Source organism: Candidatus Moraniibacteriota bacterium (assembly GCA_016699385.1).
GTDB lineage: Bacteria > Patescibacteriota > Minisyncoccia > Moranbacterales > UBA1568.
This window is the reverse complement of sequence record CP064974.1, coordinates 48,215-69,169: the sequence shown is the minus strand read 5'-3', so window position 1 is coordinate 69,169 and position 20,955 is coordinate 48,215. Positions and strand designations below refer to the sequence as shown.

Annotated in this window: 6 protein-coding genes; 1 reads left to right on the top strand and 5 read right to left on the bottom strand. The window is 52.7% G+C overall.

Going from position 1 to position 20,955, the window contains the following annotated elements; translation table 11 throughout:
- Window positions 1-66: 66 nt before the first annotated feature.
- From IPJ67_00295 to IPJ67_00280, 4 genes are all read right to left on the bottom strand, one after another.
- Complete coding sequence (locus IPJ67_00295; protein QQR78016.1) at window positions 67-252, bottom strand: four helix bundle protein; 186 nt, start codon at window positions 250-252, stop codon at window positions 67-69.
- 131 nt (window positions 253-383) lie between these two features.
- Window positions 384-10,388 carry a tail fiber domain-containing protein gene (locus IPJ67_00290; protein QQR77583.1) on the bottom strand — a complete coding sequence of 3,335 codons (10,005 nt, stop codon included), beginning with the start codon at window positions 10,386-10,388 and terminating at the stop codon, window positions 384-386.
- A 103-nt stretch (window positions 10,389-10,491) separates the two neighbouring features.
- Window positions 10,492-16,935 carry a hypothetical protein gene (locus IPJ67_00285; GenBank protein QQR77582.1) on the bottom strand — a complete coding sequence of 2,148 codons (6,444 nt, stop codon included), beginning with the start codon at window positions 16,933-16,935 and terminating at the stop codon, window positions 10,492-10,494.
- Between the two features lie 353 nt (window positions 16,936-17,288).
- On the bottom strand, window positions 17,289-18,050 hold the full coding sequence (locus IPJ67_00280) for a fibronectin type III domain-containing protein (protein QQR77581.1): 762 nt from the start codon (window positions 18,048-18,050) through the stop codon (window positions 17,289-17,291).
- Window positions 18,051-18,437: 387 nt separating this feature from the next.
- On the opposite strand from IPJ67_00280, the gene IPJ67_00275 reads away from it, so the two are divergent.
- Entirely contained in the window at window positions 18,438-19,556 is a 1,119-nt protein-coding gene (locus IPJ67_00275) for a mannose-1-phosphate guanylyltransferase (GenBank protein QQR77580.1), read from the top strand.
- 197 nt (window positions 19,557-19,753) lie between these two features.
- Here IPJ67_00275 and IPJ67_00270 read toward each other — a convergent pair whose 3' ends face one another.
- Window positions 19,754-20,911: a ParB/RepB/Spo0J family partition protein gene (locus tag IPJ67_00270; GenBank protein QQR77579.1), complete on the bottom strand. Its 1,158-nt coding sequence runs from the start codon at window positions 20,909-20,911 to the stop codon at window positions 19,754-19,756.
- Between the last annotated feature and the right edge of the window lie 44 nt (window positions 20,912-20,955).

Sequence of the window (20,955 nt, the reverse complement as noted above, 5' to 3'; positions counted from 1 at the left end):
CTGTTAGCTTTTAGGAGATACAGGAAACTCTAAGCTAAAACCGAGAAGCTAAAAGCTGGTTTCGGGCTACTTTTTGCTCAGTTTGGAAATCATAGAATTGAGCATTTTCATAACTTCTCCAAGAAGAGAAGCCGTTTTTTGGTATTCCCCTTTTTCGATTAGATTCAAACGAAATGAAATTTCGAGTTGTGTCTCAAGCTCCGCTCCGGATCCATAGGCGATACGAAGAAATTGAAGAAAATCTTTTCGAATCCTGCAACATCATCCTTCCGAAATGTTCAAGGGTACCGAAACCACCGCTCTTTGCATTGCAGAAGAAACCGCCATACTCGCTTTTCCCTAAAAACTATAAGCTAACACCTATAAGCTGTTCCCTCTCTCCCTTACTTCTCTTCCACGACGATCCAGTCAAATGGGATTTCTTCAGAGGTTTCATTTTTCATTTCAACAGTGAATCCCTCCCCTTCTGAAATATCAGTGACTGCAAGTGGCTCGGCAATTGCCTGCTTGGGCGTAAGGAAGATGCGCGATCCAACACTGACCGCTTTTGTTTTGACGATTATCTGCTTCCCATTGCGTGCCAAGACATCCGGATCTTCCATAGAATCTCCTGACACATCATCAAATCCATCGGCAATATCATTGCCGTCAGCATCCTTTTCTCCCTTCTTGTCAACCGCTTTCGGGAAAAGTGTTGCTGAGCCGATTGTCGGCGCCTCTTCATCCACAATCTCGATAGCGAGCGCACCCGTCGAGAGCTCCTTCGCGCGAATCTTTCCATTTGAAAGATCGAGATTGCCATCTGCATTCTTGACCAGGACATTGCCGAGTGACAATGAATTGTAGAAATCGAGCAGCACTTGGTTCGAACTTTGTAGGAGTGACACAGCGGATTCGAGATCTGTCACCTTGATCGAAAGCGCTGTTGTATCTATCGCCTTTTCTTCAAGGCTCGCGAGACGAACTTCGAAACCATTCTCCGTTTCAGATACAACTGTCAATTGCTCGTCCACTGATGACTGCAAACTCGCAAGCGTTGTTGCATTTGCGGTGGTTTTGAGAGAGGTCGCACTGACATTCGCGCCGAGTGTCGTCACTTTGGTGTTCTCTTCCTGAAGAGCCTTTGCCAAAATAGGGACGAGACCAATAGTGTTCAGCTGGAGATATCCGCTATCATCCGTTCTCACGAGTTCAGGAATAAGTGCGCCAACTTCCTGCGCAATAAACCCGAAGCTCTTCATATCGCCATCAGATTGATAATTCCAATTGTATTCCACTGGCCGAAGAGCAAGAAGCGTCTCAAGTCCCAATGTTGTTGAATGAATATTCTTCTTCAATCGACTATCAGAGGAACAGCTTATCGTACCTCCGGTCGCAAGCGTACAGCCCGTACTATTATTGCTGTTAAATCGAGCAATAACACCGGTGCCAGAAGCAAGCACGTCAAGCATATATGCTGGCGTCGTGGTGCCAATACCAACTCCTTGATTCTGAATACCACCCGATCCATCACTTTCCGCATACACCGTAAGAACCGGGTTGCTATCAATCTGTGCACTATAGCTTTCCACTGTTCCCGATACCGATGAACTGGTCACCGACATATCAAGCCAAGAGAGAATACCTCCATCCTCCGGTAAACTCTGCGCACCGAGACGGGCATTGGCAATAGTTGTCACACCAGTCGAGTCAATCTTGAAGTCCGGCGAGGTACTGAGACCGTCATTGGAGTCAATCTTGAAGGTATCGCTATCGGAAGTATCGACACCGATGGAGAACTTCACTGCGAGAGAGGTAGCTGCCGTGCGGAATTTTATAAGAGGATCATTTGTTGTTGTGTTGGAAGTAATCGTGAAAATTCGATCACTCGCCGCAGAGCTATAGAGCTCGAGTCCAGTGACAGGCGTCGCCGTACCAATACCAACATTGCCCGCAAAATACGATTGATTCGTACTCGATGAATACAGTGACCAGCTCCCTGCCGTCGTCGCGACGGTACCGAGTACCAAGTTGGCATTATGCGTCGCTCCTGAGACATCCGTTATATTGACACCGTAATTGGATGTCGCCGCTCCGGTCGGACCCGTAATCTTTGCGCCGTATGTCGCTGTCCCTGTTGCACTCATCGTCCCGACAAATACACCGTAGTTCGTAGAGGATGCGGCTGTACCCGTTATACCGCCGAGATTGATGCCATAGTTCGTTGCGCTCGCTACTGCCGTTACGACACCAGCGGTAATCTGCGAATTTGATGCCGTTCCTCCGGTCAATGTTCCGAGGTTAATGCCGTAATTATTTGCACCAGTACTTGAGATATTTCCGACGGTCACTCCAGCGCCAGTACCGGTACCAGAAATCGTTCCGATATTTATTCCCTTGTTCGCCGTAGATCCAGAAAGATTGCCAATATCAACGCCCGTCGATGTTGCCCCCGTAAGCGCAGCTACTTGCAAACCAAAGTTTGTTGTCGCTCCAGTTGCACTGAAATATCCGGCGATATTTGTCGATGTTGTCCCTGTATTCGTAATAGCAGAATAGAGTCCATAGTTCGTTTTGCCACTCGTGCTATTAGCACCCGAACGGCTGAGATTCAAGAGCTTGGAGCCATCTCCAACCGTTGAAGTAGAAGAAACATTGAGTGCTGTGCCTGTAGTAAGTGAATTGGCGGTATAAGTGAGACCGGTTGTAGTCGTCCCGGTGAATGTCTGATTGTAAGTATAGGTCGTCTGAGCAATGGTCGTGTTTTCAGAAAGAGTGCCACCGAGCTTGAATGTTGTAGAAGAAAGAGTGAGACCGTTTCCGGCGGTGTAGGAAGAGCCTGCACCAATACAGTCAGTCCAACCAGTGTTTTGGTAACAGCGGAATTTGTTGTCGAAGGTATTGTAGTACATGGCGCCTTCGAAGCCTTCGCTCGGATCACTGGTGGTGTTCCTTACATCAAGACCAAACAATACTGGAAGTGTCGTATCGGTTCCCAAACCAATTTGTACCTTCTTGTTGTCAATACTCCCCGCCCCATCAGAGAGGGCATAGATCGTCAGGAGATTCTGCCCATCAACCTGCGCGCTATAACTCTCCACCGTGTTGTCCGTCGCGCTACTCGTCACATCCATATCCACCCAGGAGAGCACTCCGCCATCGGTTTCAAATTTCTGTGCGCCAACCTGAAGCTGACTGATGGTGGTAACACCAGTCGTATCTATGGAAAATTGACTTGTGCCACTGAAGTCTGAACCAGCATATATTTTGAATTTATCAGAATCCGTATCATCAACACCGAGAGAATAGAGAGCGCTGTTCTCGGTGAGCTCAAAGCGAATACCTGCATTGTAACTTCCGGCATTGGTGTTGCCGATAGTGAGATAGGTATTTGATGCATCGGCTGCCAAAATATCAAGAGCACTGTCGGGAGTAGCGTCCCCAATCCCCAATCTCTTATTCGTATTATCCCAGAAGAAATTGGCATTGTCTTGTGTATACACACCGCTTGCACCGGCAAAAACGATAGAGCCTTGGGTGAATTGAGTGGTCGTGCCCGTTCCTCCAAGTGCCACTCCAAGCGAACTCGCCACACTCCAGGTACCACTACTAATAGTAGGAACACCAGTAGAGGCAGAGGTATTGAGTCCAGTGCCTCCATAGATGGAGCCAATTGCAGTGCCATTCCAAGTAGCAGAGGTAAACGTCTGTCCTCCATCAATAAGGGCAACGGTTCCCGTACTCGCTGGGAGCGTAATGGTATTGGTACCGGCGATAGCGGTTGCATTGAGGGTGATGGTACCAGAAGTGCTTCCATCAAATTTGATAGTGCGGGTATATACATCCTTCCAAGCAATCGCAGCGGAACCGAGGTCATCGGTATTGTCGGTGTCGGAGACGAGGCTCGTATTGATGGCGACGGAGGCGAGGTTGGAGAGAGCGGCGTTGGCACCACCAATACCACTGACGCTCGCACATTCCCAGACATCGGTTGCTTCGTTCCAAGCAAGTACTTCCCCACTGGTACATCCTTGAAGGAGGGTGAGTCCGGTTGCGAGGAGTTCCATACCAGAGCCGGAGCTCGTGGTACTTGAAAGCGCATCCGTTGAAGGCTGGAGAAGAATGCCGAGACTCCCGCCAGCCGTTCCCGTCATTACGAGTCCGCCACTCGCGGTTGCTGAGGCGATATAGTCTCCGGTCGTATGTGTCCCAAGTGCCACCTTGCCCCAACTCGGTGAGGAGCCTATCCCGCCAGAAAGGAGAACATTTCCAGTAGCGACATCACTCAGTCCCGCAAGTGTCGTTGTTCCAGAGGCATAGAGAATGTCGCCAGCGGTATATGAACTCAAACCTGTTCCCCCATCGGCGACGGATACATCTGTCCCACCCACTCGATAGACATAGGCGCCACCGATAGTGACGGCGGTCGGGATATCTGTTGCGAGTGAAGGGACACCTGAACCATTGGTGACAAGTATGGAGCTATTCGCCGTTGCCAGAGAAGCGAGTGTATTGGCAGAAGTAGTATAGAGGAGCGTATTGGTCCCGCCGAAAGTCGCCACCCCCGTTCCTCCATTCCCTACTGGCAGTGTCCCCGTCACATCGGTTGTGAGGTCAACTTGTCCGCGAACAATGTCTTGACCGGAAAGGGTGATGTAGTCATAGGATCCGGAAAGGGTGACAGCGTTATGAAGGTCACTGGTGAGGGCGACGGTTCCCGTACTCGCTGGGAGCGTAATGGTATTGGTACCGGCGATAGCGGTTGCATTGAGGGTGATGGTACCAGAAGTGCTTCCATCAAATTTGATAGTGCGGGTATATACATCCTTCCAAGCAATCGCAGCGGAACCGAGGTCATCGGTATTGTCGGTGTCGGAGACGAGGCTCGTATTGATGGCGACGGAGGCGAGGTTGGAGAGAGCGGCGTTGGCACCACCAATACCACTGACGCTCGCACATTCCCAGACATCGGTTGCTTCGTTCCAAGCAAGTACTTCCCCACTGGTACATCCTTGAAGGAGGGTGAGTCCGGTTGCGAGGAGTTCCATACCAGAGCCGGAGCTCGTGGTACTTGAAAGCGCATCCGTTGAAGGCTGGAGAAGAATGCCGAGACTCCCGCCTTCGGTGCCGGTCAGAGCGAGACCACCGCTTGCGGTTGCGGAGGCGACGTAGTTTCCGGTGGTGTGCGTCCCGAGGGTGATGAGATTGTTGAGAGTGGTCGCGCCCGTTCCTCCATTCCCTACTGGCAGTGTCCCCGTCACATCGGTTGTGAGGTCAACTTGTCCGCGAACAATGTCTTGACCGGAAAGGGTGATGTAGTCATAGGATCCGGAAAGGGTGACAGCGTTATGAAGGTCACTGGTGAGGGCGACGGTTCCCGTACTCGCTGGGAGCGTAATGGTATTGGTACCGGCGATAGCGGTTGCATTGAGGGTGATGGTACCAGAAGTGCTTCCATCAAATTTGATAGTGCGGGTATATACATCCTTCCAAGCAATCGCAGCGGAACCGAGGTCATCGGTATTGTCGGTGTCGGAGACGAGGCTCGTATTGATGGCGACGGAGGCGAGGTTGGAGAGAGCGGCGTTGGCACCACCAATACCACTGACGCTCGCACATTCCCAGACATCGGTTGCTTCGTTCCAAGCAAGTACTTCCCCACTGGTACATCCTTGAAGGAGGGTGAGTCCGGTTGCGAGGAGTTCCATACCAGAGCCGGAGCTCGTGGTACTTGAAAGCGCATCCGTTGAAGGCTGGAGAAGAATGCCGAGACTCCCGCCTTCGGTGCCGGTCAGAGCGAGACCACCGCTTGCGGTTGCGGAGGCGACGTAGTTTCCGGTGGTGTGCGTCCCGAGGGTGATGAGATTGTTGAGAGTGGTCGCGCCCGTTCCTCCATTCCCTACTGGCAGTGTCCCCGTCACATCGGTTGTGAGGTCAACTTGTCCGCGAACAATGTCTTGACCGGAAAGGGTGATGTAGTCATAGGATCCGGAAAGGGTGACAGCGTTATGAAGGTCACTGGTGAGGGCGACGGTTCCCGTACTCGCTGGGAGCGTAATGGTATTGGTACCGGCGATAGCGGTTGCATTGAGGGTGATGGTACCAGAAGTGCTTCCATCAAATTTGATAGTGCGGGTATATACATCCTTCCAAGCAATCGCAGCGGAACCGAGGTCATCGGTATTGTCGGTGTCGGAGACGAGGCTCGTATTGATGGCGACGGAGGCGAGGTTGGAGAGAGCGGCGTTGGCACCACCAATACCACTGACGCTCGCACATTCCCAGACATCGGTTGCTTCGTTCCAAGCAAGTACTTCCCCACTGGTACATCCTTGAAGGAGGGTGAGTCCGGTTGCGAGGAGTTCCATACCAGAGCCGGAGCTCGTGGTACTTGAAAGCGCATCCGTTGAAGGCTGGAGAAGAATGCCGAGACTCCCGCCTTCGGTGCCGGTCAGAGCGAGACCACCGCTTGCGGTTGCGGAGGCGACGTAGTTTCCGGTGGTGTGCGTCCCGAGGGTGATGAGATTGTTGAGAGTGGTCGCGCCCGTTCCTCCATTCCCTACTGGCAGTGTCCCCGTCACATCGGTTGTGAGGTCAACTTGTCCGCGAACAATGTCTTGACCGGAAAGGGTGATGTAGTCATAGGATCCGGAAAGGGTGACAGCGTTATGAAGGTCACTGGTGAGGGCGACGGTTCCCGTACTCGCTGGGAGCGTAATGGTATTGGTACCGGCGATAGCGGTTGCATTGAGGGTGATGGTACCAGAAGTGCTTCCATCAAATTTGATAGTGCGGGTATATACATCCTTCCAAGCAATCGCAGCGGAACCGAGGTCATCGGTATTGTCGGTGTCGGAGACGAGGCTCGTATTGATGGCGACGGAGGCGAGGTTGGAGAGAGCGGCGTTGGCACCACCAATACCACTGACGCTCGCACATTCCCAGACATCGGTTGCTTCGTTCCAAGCAAGTACTTCCCCACTGGTACATCCTTGAAGGAGGGTGAGTCCGGTTGCGAGGAGTTCCATACCAGAGCCGGAGCTCGTGGTACTTGAAAGCGCATCCGTTGAAGGCTGGAGAAGAATGCCGAGACTCCCGCCTTCGGTGCCGGTCAGAGCGAGACCACCGCTTGCGGTTGCGGAGGCGACGTAGTTTCCGGTGGTGTGCGTCCCGAGGGTGATGAGATTGTTGAGAGTGGTCGCGCCCGTTCCTCCATTCCCTACTGGCAGTGTCCCCGTCACATCGGTTGTGAGGTCAACTTGTCCGCGAACAATGTCTTGACCGGAAAGGGTGATGTAGTCATAGGATCCGGAAAGGGTGACAGCGTTATGAAGGTCACTGGTGAGGGCGACGGTTCCCGTACTCGCTGGGAGCGTAATGGTATTGGTACCGGCGATAGCGGTTGCATTGAGGGTGATGGTACCAGAAGTGCTTCCATCAAATTTGATAGTGCGGGTATATACATCCTTCCAAGCAATCGCAGCGGAACCGAGGTCATCGGTATTGTCGGTGTCGGAGACGAGGCTCGTATTGATGGCGACGGAGGCGAGGTTGGAGAGAGCGGCGTTGGCACCACCAATACCACTGACGCTCGCACATTCCCAGACATCGGTTGCTTCGTTCCAAGCAAGTACTTCCCCACTGGTACATCCTTGAAGGAGGGTGAGTCCGGTTGCGAGGAGTTCCATACCAGAGCCGGAGCTCGTGGTACTTGAAAGCGCATCCGTTGAAGGCTGGAGAAGAATGCCGAGACTCCCGCCTTCGGTGCCGGTCAGAGCGAGACCACCGCTTGCGGTTGCGGAGGCGACGTAGTTTCCGGTGGTGTGCGTCCCGAGGGTGATGAGATTGTTGAGAGTGGTCGCGCCCGTTCCTCCATTCCCTACTGGCAGTGTCCCCGTCACATCGGTTGTGAGGTCAACTTGTCCGCGAACAATGTCTTGACCGGAAAGGGTGATGTAGTCATAGGATCCGGAAAGGGTGACAGCGTTATGAAGGTCACTGGTGAGGGCGACGGTTCCCGTACTCGCTGGGAGCGTAATGGTATTGGTACCGGCGATAGCGGTTGCATTGAGGGTGATGGTACCAGAAGTGCTTCCATCAAATTTGATAGTGCGGGTATATACATCCTTCCAAGCAATCGCAGCGGAACCGAGGTCATCGGTATTGTCGGTGTCGGAGACGAGGCTCGTATTGATGGCGACGGAGGCGAGGTTGGAGAGAGCGGCGTTGGCACCACCAATACCACTGACGCTCGCACATTCCCAGACATCGGTTGCTTCGTTCCAAGCAAGTACTTCCCCACTGGTACATCCTTGAAGGAGGGTGAGTCCGGTTGCGAGGAGTTCCATACCAGAGCCGGAGCTCGTGGTACTTGAAAGCGCATCCGTTGAAGGCTGGAGAAGAATGCCGAGACTCCCGCCTTCGGTGCCGGTCAGAGCGAGACCACCGCTTGCGGTTGCGGAGGCGACGTAGTTTCCGGTGGTGTGCGTCCCGAGGGTGATGAGATTGTTGAGAGTGGTCGCGCCCGTTCCTCCATTCCCTACTGGCAGTGTCCCCGTCACATCGGTTGTGAGGTCAACTTGTCCGCGAACAATGTCTTGACCGGAAAGGGTGATGTAGTCATAGGATCCGGAAAGGGTGACAGCGTTATGAAGGTCACTGGTGAGGGCGACGGTTCCCGTACTCGCTGGGAGCGTAATGGTATTGGTACCGGCGATAGCGGTTGCATTGAGGGTGATGGTACCAGAAGTGCTTCCATCAAATTTGATAGTGCGGGTATATACATCCTTCCAAGCAATCGCAGCGGAACCAAGGTCATCGGTATTGTCGGTGTCGGAGACGAGGCTCGTATTGATGGCGACGGAGGCGAGGTTGGAGAGAGCGGCGTTGGCACCACCAATACCACTGACGCTCGCACATTCCCAGACATCGGTTGCTTCGTTCCAAGCAAGTACTTCCCCACTGGTACATCCTTGAAGGAGGGTGAGTCCGGTTGCGAGGAGTTCCATACCAGAGCCGGAGCTCGTGGTACTTGAAAGCGCATCCGTTGAAGGTTGGAGGAGAATGCCGAGACTCCCGCCTTCGGTGCCGGTCAGAGCGAGACCACCGCTTGCGGTTGCGGAGGCGACGTAGTTTCCGGTGGTGTGCGTCCCGAGGGTGATGAGATTGTTGAGAGTGGTCGCGCCCGTTCCTCCATTCCCTACTGGCAGTGTCCCCGTCACATCGGTTGTGAGGTCAACTTGTCCGCGAACAATGTCTTGACCGGAAAGGGTGATGTAGTCATAGGATCCGGAAAGGGTGACAGCGTTATGAAGGTCACTGGTGAGCGCGACGGTTCCCGTACTCGCTGGGAGCGTAATGGTATTGGTACCGGCGATAGCGGTTGCATTGAGGGTGATGGTACCAGAAGTGCTTCCATCAAATTTGATAGTGCGGGTATATACATCCTTCCAAGCAATCGCAGCGGAACCAAGGTCATCGGTATTGTCGGTGTCGGAGACGAGGCTCGTATTGATGGCGACGGAGGCGAGGTTGGAGAGAGCGGCGTTGGCACCACCAATACCACTGACGCTCGCACATTCCCAGACATCGGTTGCTTCGTTCCAAGCAAGTACTTCCCCACTGGTACATCCTTGAAGGAGGGTGAGTCCGGTTGCGAGGAGTTCCATACCAGAGCCGGAGCTCGTGGTACTTGAAAGCGCATCCGTTGAAGGTTGGAGGAGAATGCCGAGACTCCCGCCTTCGGTGCCGGTCAGAGCGAGACCACCGCTTGCGGTTGCGGAGGCGACGTAGTTTCCGGTGGTGTGCGTCCCGAGGGTGATGAGATTGTTGAGAGTGGTCGCGCCCGTTCCTCCATTCCCTACTGGCAGTGTCCCCGTCACATCGGTTGTGAGGTCAACTTGTCCGCGAACAATGTCTTGACCGGAAAGGGTGATGTAGTCATAGGATCCGGAAAGGGTGACAGCGTTATGAAGGTCACTGGTGAGGGCGACGGTTCCCGTACTCGCTGGGAGCGTAATGGTATTGGTACCGGCGATAGCGGTTGCATTGAGGGTGATGGTACCAGAAGTGCTTCCATCAAATTTGATAGTGCGGGTATATACATCCTTCCAAGCAATCGCAGCGGAACCAAGGTCATCGGTATTGTCGGTGTCGGAGACGAGGCTCGTATTGATGGCGACGGAGGCGAGGTTGGAGAGAGCGGCGTTGGCAGCCGTGTAGCCGAGAGAGGCTTGGTAGCCAGAACAGACACTGCCGGTGGTACAGATGGTGCCGGTTTCATTTGGCAAAGTCCAGGTGCGGACAGCGGAAAGATCAGCGCTGGTCAGTTGACCCCTCCCATCAACATCGTAGAAATACAAGCTGGTTCCTTGGATGCCGCTTGAGGTGAAGGCATCTCCGCTCGTCACATCTCCGATAGCGGTGATATCTCCGATACCTCCCGATCCGGCTGAAGTCCAAGAAAGTACTCCTGATCCATCGGTAATTAAGACCTGCCCACTTGTCCCATCATCATTCGGAAGTGTATAGGTGATGTCTTGTGTTTGGGTGCCGGGCTGGAAAGTCGTGGTGTAGTCGGTCGCGCCCTGTTCGGAGTAAAGAATGAAAGAACCGTCGGTGCCGTTTGCGCCGAGTTGGAGGGTGTTGATGTTGACGGAGGAGGCGAGGTCGAGGGGTGGTGGCAGTGATGGAGAGGTTGGAAGAAGGAGCGAGCCAGGTCAGTGCACCACCAGAGTTATCCCAGAAGAGAACGCGATCGGCTCCGGGATTGGAGAGTGTGGTACCGGTGCCTCCTCGGGTAAGGGAGAGATATTGTTCGGCAGCAATAGAGTTCGTGCTATCCCAATATGTTGCGTAGCCGCTTGTTCCAGTTCCACTCACTCCGCCAGCACCGGAGACGCTCGACCAAGAAAGTGTGCCACTTCCATCGGTGAGAAGTACCTGCCCACTTGTCCCATCATCGTTTGGAAGTGTATAGGTGATGTTTTGTGTTTGGGTGCCGGGCTGGAAAGTCGTGGTGTAGTCGGTCGCGCCCTGTTCGGAGTAAAGAATGAAAGAACCGTCGGTGCCGTTTGCGCCGAGTTGGAGGGTGTTGATGTTGACGGAGGAGGCGAGGTCGAGGGTGGTGGCAGTGATGGAGAGGTTGGAAGAAGGAGCGAGCCAGGTCAGTGCACCACCAGAGTTATCCCAGAAGAGAACGCGATCGGCTCCGGGATTGGAGAGTGTGGTACCGGTGCCGCCAAGTGCCAGGGAGAGCGTACTCGAAACATTCCACGCACCAGCGGTCACATACGGCACACCAGTCCATCCTGAACTATCTTGCCCCGTGCCACCGCGCGTATTGGACAATTGCGCTTCCGATGTCAGAGTGTTTGCTCCACTCCAATAGGCAACTGCATTCGCCGCTCCCGTACCAAGCGCTACTGTGCCGGTCGCATTTGGAAAAGTGTAGGTCTTGTCATTACTTGACAGGTCGCCAACATCGAATATACCGAAGAATGTCGCGCCACTTGATTCGAGAATCTTGAGTTCCGATGAAGCATTGTTGAGTACGATGTCATAGGCACCTGTCTGATTCCAATCACCCGTAAGCGCGCTCAACGCGAGTGTGAGAGAAGAGCCTTCCCCACCACCATCCCCTCCAGAAATGCCATTTCCATTACTGATACTCGCTACATAATTCCCCGTCGTGTTCGTCGTAAGTGCGATAAGATCATTGAGACTCGTTGCTCCCGTTCCTCCATTTGCAACCGGCAGCGTTCCAGAGACACTCGTCCCAAGCGCCACCTTCCCCCAGCTCGGTGCCACGCCTACCCCACCGGAAAGGAGGACATTTCCCGTAGCAATGTCAGCAAGTTTGGCAAGTGTGGTAGCACCGCTTGCGTAGAGAATATCACCAATGGCATACGAACCGATATTTGTTCCTCCTCTTGAGACCGCGAGTTGGTTTTCTCCGGAAATGGTAGAGGTGCCAGACCAATAGGCGACTTGCCCACTCGTTGCACTTCCCGTCACGCCGCCAACACCAGAGACAGAGGCGCACTGCCAGACACTCGTTCCATCATTCCAAGAGAGGACTTCATTGTCAGCACAGCCTTGGATGAGGGAGAGTTCATTGGAGCTCGTGCCTTGGAATTCGAGGCCGGAGTTGGAGGAAGTGCTTCCGGTGCCATCGGCAGAGGTGAGGAGGTTGACGGAGAGGCTAATAGATCCGGCGCCGTTTGTCACTGTGACACCGTTCCCTTCGGAAAGCGCCGCAAGTGTTGGCGCACCGGTGCCATCACCAATGAGCAATTGTCCATTTGTCATCACTCCCAAGACACCAATCGCACTCGTGCCATTCCCATAGAGAATGCCCCCACTTGCGAGTGCCGTTGTTCCAGTCCCTCCAAGCGCCACTCCAAGCGAACTCGCCACACTCCAAGTACCACTATTAATAGTAGGGACACCAGTGGAGGCAGAAGTATTGAGTCCGGTACCGCCATAGGTGGCGCCAATTGCGGTGCCGTTCCAGGTACCGCTTGCTATAGTGCCGGTCGCTGTGATGCCAGTGAGATTGCCCGTTGTAATAATAGTACCCGTTGCGTCTGGCAAGGTATAGGTGCGAACAGCGGAAAGATCAGCGCTGGTCAGTTGACCCCTCCCATCAACATCGTAGAAATACAAGCTGGTTCCTTGGATGCCGCTTGAGGTGAAAGCATCTCCGCTCGTCACATCTCCGATAGCGGTGATATCTCCGATACCTCCCGATCCGGCTGAAGTCCAAGAAAGTACTCCTGATCCATCGGTAATTAAGACCTGCCCACTTGTCCCGTCATCGTTTGGAAGTGTATAGGTGATGTCTTGTGTTTGGGTGCCGGGCTGGAAAGTCGTAGTGTAGTCGGTCGCGCCCTGTTCGGAGTAGAGAATGAAAGAGCCGTCGGTACCGTTTGCGCCGAGTTGGAGGGTGTTGATGTTGACGGAGGAGGCGAGGTCGAGGGTGGTGGCAGTGATGGAGAGGTTGGAAGAAGGAGCGAGCCAGGTCAGTGCACCACCAGAGTTATCCCAGAAGAGAATGCGATCGGCTCCGGGATTGGAGAGTGTGGTACCGGTGCCTCCTCGGGTAAGGGAGAGATATTGTTCGGCAGCAATAGAGTTCGTGCTATCCCAATATGTTGCGTAGCCGCTTGTTCCAGTTCCACTCACTCCGCCAGCACCGGAGACGCTCGACCAAGAAAGTGTGCCACTTCCATCGGTGAGAAGTACCTGCCCACTTGTCCCATCATCATTCGGAAGTGTATAGGTGATGTCTTGTGTTTGGGTGCCGGGCTGGAAAGTCGTAGTGTAGTCGGTCGCGCCCTGTTCGGAGTAAAGAATGAAAGAACCGTCGGTACCGTTTGCGCCGAGTTGGAGGGTGTTGATGTTGACGGAGGAGGCGAGGTCGAGGGTGGTGGCAGTGATGGAGAGGTTGGAAGAAGGAGCGAGCCAGGTCAGTGCACCACCAGAGTTATCCCAGAAGAGAACGCGATCGGCTCCGGGATTGGAGAGTGTGGTACCGGTGCCTCCTCGGGTAAGGGAGAGATATTGTTCGGCAGCAATAGAGTTCGTGCTATCCCAATATGTTGCGTAGCCGCTTGTTCCAGTTCCACTCACTCCGCCAGCACCGGAGACGCTCGACCAAGAAAGTGTGCCACTTCCATCGGTGAGAAGTACCTGCCCACTTGTCCCATCATCGTTTGGAAGTGTATAGGTGATGTTTTGTGTTTGGGTGCCGGGCTGGAAAGTCGTGGTGTAGTCGGTCGCGCCCTGTTCGGAGTAAAGAATGAAAGAACCGTCGGTGCCGTTTGCGCCGAGTTGGAGGGTGTTGATGTTGACGGAGGAGGCGAGGTCGAGGGTGGTGGCAGTGATGGAGAGGTTGGAGGAGAGGGCGAGCCAAGTGCTTGCTCCGGCAGAGTCGTCCCAGAAGAGGATGTTGTCGGCATTGGGGTCAGAGAGAGAGGCGCCGGTGCCGCCATCGGCAAGTGATACATCTGTCCCGCCCACTCGATAGACATAGGCGCCACCGATAGTGACGGCGGTCGGGATATCTGTTGCGAGTGAAGGGACACCCGAACCATTGGTGACAAGTATGGAGCTATTCGCTGTTGCCAGAGACGCGAGTGTATTGGCAGAAGTTGTATAGAGGAGCGTGTTGGTCCCGCCGAAAGTTGCAACACCCGTTCCTCCATGTGCCACCGCAAGCGAAGTTGCGTCGACACTCCACGTGCCGGAGGAAATATATGGTACGCCTGTTGAGCTCGCAGTATTGATACCTGTCCCACCATAAGTTGCGCCAATAGCTGTCGCATTCCAAATGGCATTGGTAAATGTCTGTGCCCCATTGATCGTCGCTATCGTCCCCGAAAGATCCGGGAAGGTAAATGTTCGATCAGCACTTGGATCAGCAAGAGTGATGAATGTCTCGAAAGTATCTGCTGTCGCTCCTTCGAAGATAAGTCCATTTGTTCCGAAAATAGCATTGTTCGCCGAAAGCGCCGGGTCACCCGCAAGCGCCGTAGAATAGTCGAGTGCGAGAGAGAGTGATGCGCCCGCTGATCCGCCTGATCCGCCCGTGAGACCCGTGAGTGTCGAGGTGCTCGCATTGGCGACATAGTTTCCCGTGGTATGCGTCCCAAGCGCCACCTTCCCCCAGCTCGGTGCCACGCCTACCCCACCGGAAAGGAGGACATTTCCCGTAGCAATGTCAGCAAGTTTGGCAAGTGTGGTAGCACCGCTTGCGTAGAGAATATCACCAATGGCATACGAACCGATATTTGTTCCTCCTCTTGAGACCGCGAGTTGGTTTTCTCCGGAAATGGTAGAGGTGCCAGACCAATAGGCGACTTGCCCACTCGTTGCACTTCCCGTCACGCCGCCAACACCAGAGACAGAGGCGCACTGCCAGACACTCGTTCCATCATTCCAAGAGAGGACTTCATTGTCAGCACAGCCTTGGATGAGGGAGAGTTCATTGGAGCTCGTGCCTTGGAATTCGAGGCCGGAGTTGGAGGAAGTGCTTCCGGTGCCATCGGCAGAGGTGAGGAGGTTGACGGAGAGGGTTGGAGTAGCGCCTTCGCTTCCGGCAGATCCAGAGATACCATCTCCGGCAGTGATGGCAGCGACGTAGTTGCCCGTAGTATGCGTCCCAAGAGTGATGAGATTATTCAAACTCGTCGCACCCGTACCGCCATGCGAGACCGCCAGTGCCGTTGTATCGACACTCCACGTACCACCTGTGATATAGGGCACGCCGGTCGAGCCACTCGTATTGATACCGGTACCGCCATAGGTGGCGCCAATCGCGGTGCCATTCCAGACACCACCTGCAATCGTACCAAAAGTTGCGTTACCGCTAAATGTCCAGGCGCCGGTCACGGTCTCATCCTGACCAAGGCGAGCGATTCCGGAATTCGCATAATCGATTGCCACCGTTGCTTCACTCCCGAGCTGAGTGATACTGAAGTCATTGGCATCAAATGTGAGCGTATCAATACCTGTATACGCTGTTGCTCCTTCATTCACGTTGATAATTGATGTTGTAGCACCGAGATCGCTGGAGCATGTCCATACTGAACTCCCACTATCCCACTTGAGTATTTCCCCATCCGAACAACCACCAAGCAACCGGAGTCCAGATGCAACGAGCTCGAGTCCGGAATTCGACTGTGTCGTCGATGTCGTGCCCGTCGTCGTCACATCGAGCGCAAGTGACACCGACCCCGATCCATTCGTCACCGAGAGACCATTCCCAACGGACAATGTTGCCAAAGAGAAATCACTTCCATTTCCGATGAGGAGCTGTCCATTCAAAGGGGTAGACGTGAGTCCGGTACCTCCCTGTGAAACGCCAAGCGAAGAGGCAACGCTCCACGTACCAGAAGCAATCACCGGAATACCCGTCGAGCTCGAGGTGTCGAGTCCGGTCCCACCACGAGATGTCGCTAGGTATGCTTCCGACCCAAGCGTACTTGCTCCCGTCCAGTAGGAAACAAAGCCATTCGTTCCTGTTCCGGTTATGCCACTGCCCGATCCTGCTCCGAGCGATGCAAAGGTCGTACCATCATCCGAGAACTGCCATTCCCCTGCCGACCCGCTATAGCGAAGTGTGGGCGCATTGGTCGCGTTCGAGACCGTCAGGTCGAAATTGTTCGACCCTACAGCTGTTCCAGACCCAATATTAAACGTGAGTGAATCCGTACCGGTATCCGTGTTTTGCGCGTGACTGTCACCCTGAAGATTTGAGACATCGCCGAGAAGTCCGGAGACATCCCCAAGAAGCCCGGATACATCGTTTAGTACGCCCGTAAAATCTTTGTTGTTTGCGAGGAGTAATTTACTTCCGCTCGTCCCAGTCGGGAGCTGCTTTATATCTATCTTCCCGCTCGTGCCATAGGTCACGATATCACCGGCATTCGTGCCAATCGTTTTCCCTCGCAAAAATTGTGAATTAATCGCATTCGTAAATGTGCCAAACTTTTTCCGTGGCACCATTTCCGAATCCGTCCCAACGCGGACCCCGAGGAAATACTCCCCACCCTCAAAGGTGAGCGTCCCCGGAAATGGCGTCGTCACACCGAGGTAGGCATTCATGATGCCGTTCTTCACGGTCACTTGCTGTGTTTCCTCCCACACGCGAAGCGTAGCATCCGTGTCCGACGGGTAGGGATCGCTCGTCGCACGATCGGCGCGATAAATGCTAAACCGGACTTCATATTCGCCATTCGGCACTGGCGACCCTTTGCCGTCAAGCAATATTGCCGAAGCACTCACTTGCTTTTCATTCCCAAGTGTTGGCGTTGTTCCCGGAATCGCCTGCGCAAAAACAGCCGGAGAAGCTACTCCCCAGATACAAACCCCTGCCAGTATACCTACCGAAAGAAGTGCGATGAAATGCTTTTCTGTCTGTATCACATTGCGAAGCATTGTGAGCAGACTCACTTTTTTGTTTTGATTGAAGAAATGCATTCGGGATCGAAGTAATCCGAGAGGATGAAAGCGTATCCTCCTCGTCACTTCAGTCGAGAGCATCGAAATTAAGAAAATACACCCATGTGTCTAGTCATAATAGTACTACAAAATCCACAAAAAAACAAAGCTCTTTCGAACTCTGTCAAGTACATCAATATGCCCGATTATTCAACAAAATACAAAGCTGCACTTCCAAATTTCACATAAAAATTCAAGACACCTTCTCAATCCTCAAATATCTCGGCATTTGAAACTCACTCTCCTGCAAGCACTCTCACAAGATTCGTCATTTTTCATTTGAGATCCACCCTTCGTTCAAGCCGTTATTTCTTCACTGCCCAACCGAAGACCTCTTGCAAAGCATTGGTGATAAGCTCAAAGAGTGACACCACTCGCGTCCCTGTATACACCGCATGCGGATCACTCGTAATTTCGTTGCCATAACGATCACGAACCGTCACGGTGTAGAGATACGTCGAGGAAAGATCGAGATTCGAAAGAACGGCACTATGTGACATTCCAAATCCATCTTCGTCAAGAGACTTTTCGCTCCCTCCTGCAGTTTTGCTATATTTCAGTGTCGATTTTGCCGCTTTGCTCGTTCTCCACGTAATGAGCGCTCGCCCCTCGTTTTGATTCTTACTCCCCAGTGTCTCACCTCGAATATCATCGACAGCAAGCTCGGTCAACTCATCACCCTGCGAGAGCAGTCCGACATCGCCGCCCAAGACGATTTGCCCGACGCGATAGTTTTCACTTGAGAGAACGCCGACACCACCCAAATCATTCTCACCAAGCACTTCGGCTGGTGGAGATGATTTCGTTTCCGCACTTTGTGCCGCACTCGTCGATTGTTCCTGCGCTTTTTCACGTTCGAGTGCCGCGAGCTTTGCCTCTTCCGACCGATTCACAAACCATGCATTTAACCAGACGCCCACAGAACCCACGAGCACCGCAACAGCGAAAAGCTTTGCCATGCCGATTGCGACACGATGAAATATTCCCTTTGATTTCGAGGGAATATCCCGATTATCATTCCACCGCTCGTCTTTCCGGCGCCACGGCGCCTTCAACTTCTCAATCATGTTTGCATTATAGCAAAACCCTTGCAAAAAACAGAAAACGCGCTATGGTGCGAGTACTTGGAAGAAGTTCGAACGGCTCCCCACCTAAAAGATCCTTTGAAAATTTAGCTTCCTTGCACGAAATGAAAAGATTTTTTCCGTCATTCCCATCCATCTAGCAGGAAGAATCCAGGTACCATTCGCTAAAGATAGCCCATCTACGAACGAGTTCACCCTCTGAAAGCTCATGAAACCTAAATGCCTATCTTTGCGAATATGCTGTGTTAGAGGTTTTAACTTGTACTGAGAAAAAATTCATTCCACGCAAGGTAAGGATCTCAAACTTCCAGTTTGTCATTATTTTCTAACATTCAGATTGCGACATTACTTGGTAATTTTTAAACCCCTATGTCCGAAGAATATCTTGTCAAGAATTCAAAGCATTTCTACGCCGTCATCATGGCTGGCGGAAGTGGCACCCGCCTCTGGCCACTTTCGAGGAAGTCTCTGCCGAAGCAGTTCCACAACTTTGTTTCCGAAAGCGGATCAACGCTCCTCGAAGACACGTGGGAACGAGTGCGCCACACCATTCCAAACGTGCAGAATATCTTTGTGGGAACAAGTGACCGCTACCGTAATAAAATTCTCAGTCTCCTCCCGGATATTGATTCTGACCACCTCATCATCGAGCCAGCCCCTCGCGGCACTGCCGCCGCCATCGCTCTCGCGGCACAAGAAATATTCCATCGCGACCCAGAAGCTATCCTCGCGACCATTGCTTCCGACCACGTAATCGCCAATAGCGAAGCGTTTTCATCGGCACTCCTTTCTGCCTTCGAAACAGCGTCAACATTTCCAGACAAAATAGTGACACTCGGTATTAATCCGACCACTCCCGACACCGGTTTTGGGTATATAAAAATGGGTGATGATCTCGGCACGATTCGAGATCATCGTGTTTTCTCGATTGAAGCTTTCAAAGAAAAACCCGATAGAGAAACCGCCGAAGAATATCTCAAGAATTGGGAGTATCTCTGGAATGCCGGCTACTTTATCTTTTCTGTGCAAACGCTCCTCAATCGAGTGAAATCCCTTACGCCCACACTGTTCGAAACCCTCGAACATATGGAAAAAGAACGAGAAAATCCGAAGGCACGACAAGCGCTCTTCGAAAGCCTCCCGAATGACCCGATAGAACCCGCCATTATCGAGAAACTCCCCCCAGAAGAACGCGCCGTCATCCCCGCGCCACTCGAGTGGAGCGATGTTGGCAATTGGTCAGCGATATTCGACCTCCTCGAGAAACAACACGAGGTTTCTATCATCGCGCGCGGCAATCATGTCGATGTCGGAAGCAAGAAATGCCTCATCCTTTCCGACAAAAAACTCATCGCCACTATCGGTCTGGAAAACATCGTCGTCGTCGAAACCAATGACTGCATCCTCGTTGCAAGCAAGGATAAAGTTTCCGATATCAAAGCACTCTTGGAAAAAATAAAACAAGAAAAGGGCGAGGAATATCTCTAGCGCTTGTTAAGAAACTTGCTGCGCGCAGGACAAAATCTATGTCATTCCGAGCGGAGTCAAAGAATCTCAACTTTCCGGAAGCGCTGCACATCTGTATAAACCAAAATCTACCTCGCTTCTCGACTTGGCGGGATTGTTTCGTTTGGGACACGACGAAAGTGACACCTCATTTCTCGCAAGGTGAATTAAAGAATCACTTATCTTTGTATATTTTCTTCGCCTTTGCTGGCGAGTTTCGAGAAGATATTTCTGAATTCCTCATCGGAAAAATAATCGATGCGAATCATGCCTCCGGCATTGGTTTTTGCGATACGCACTTTTGTGCCAAATATTTCTGACAAAGCACTCTCGCGAGCTTCGATTTCCGGGTCTTTCGATGCGGATTTTCTTGGCGGTCGAGTCGAGACGTTTCGCGACTTCATTTCCGCCTCGCGCACCGTGAGACCCTGTTGGACAATCAAATCGAAAAGCGCTCGCTGCTTCTCAGGATTATCGATAGAGAGAAGCGCCTTAGCGTGTCCTTCGGAAATTGTTTCATCGGCAACCGCACGTTGTATATCAATGGGCAATTGCAAGAGTCGCATCGTATTGGCTATAGCGCTCCGACTTCGCCCCATCTTCTTCGCTATCGCTTCCTGAGAGAGCTGAAATTCCTTCGAAAGTCGTTCATACGCGCGAGATTCCTCAATGGGATTGAGATCATGCCGCTGAATATTCTCGATAATAGCAAGCTCGAATTTTTCCTGATCTTCCGCTTCACGTATCATGACAGGCACTTCCGTAAGTCCGACGATTTTCGCTGCCTGCAGTCGACGCTCCCCCGCAATAAGCTCAAAATTACTCCCGACACGCGTCACAATGAGTGGTTGAAGGATACCATGCTCCTTGATTGACTGCGCGAGCTCCATGAGCTTTTCTTCGCTAAATTGGATGCGTGGCTGATGCGGATTTGGTACCACATTCCCTATCGGTACCGAAAGCGCCGCACCTTCCCCTGTAGACACTGCTGGAGCAGTCACTGCAACAGAATCTTTCGTGAGTGGTGGCGCTGTCTCCTGCATAGTCTTCACGGGAATATCAAACACTGGCGAAGAAATCTCCCGAGGTTCACGAGGCGCATCTGAAGATCTTGATTGAACGGATGAGTCGGACTCACCTTCTTTCTTTATGGAAACAGGAGGCGCTGTGGGCATTTTCTGAAGAGGTGCCATTTTCACGCCAAAAGGACTCGTCTTCTGAGTAGAAGCTGAGGATGAAAAAGATTGAGCATTCTCCGGAGGAGTCGCATCTTGCTTTTTCTGGTTCTGAGGAATCAACGAAGACAACCCTCTTCCAAGACCATGTGGCTGCGGCATACACGCATCACAAAAATATATGCCCCCATTGTATCACACTTCTG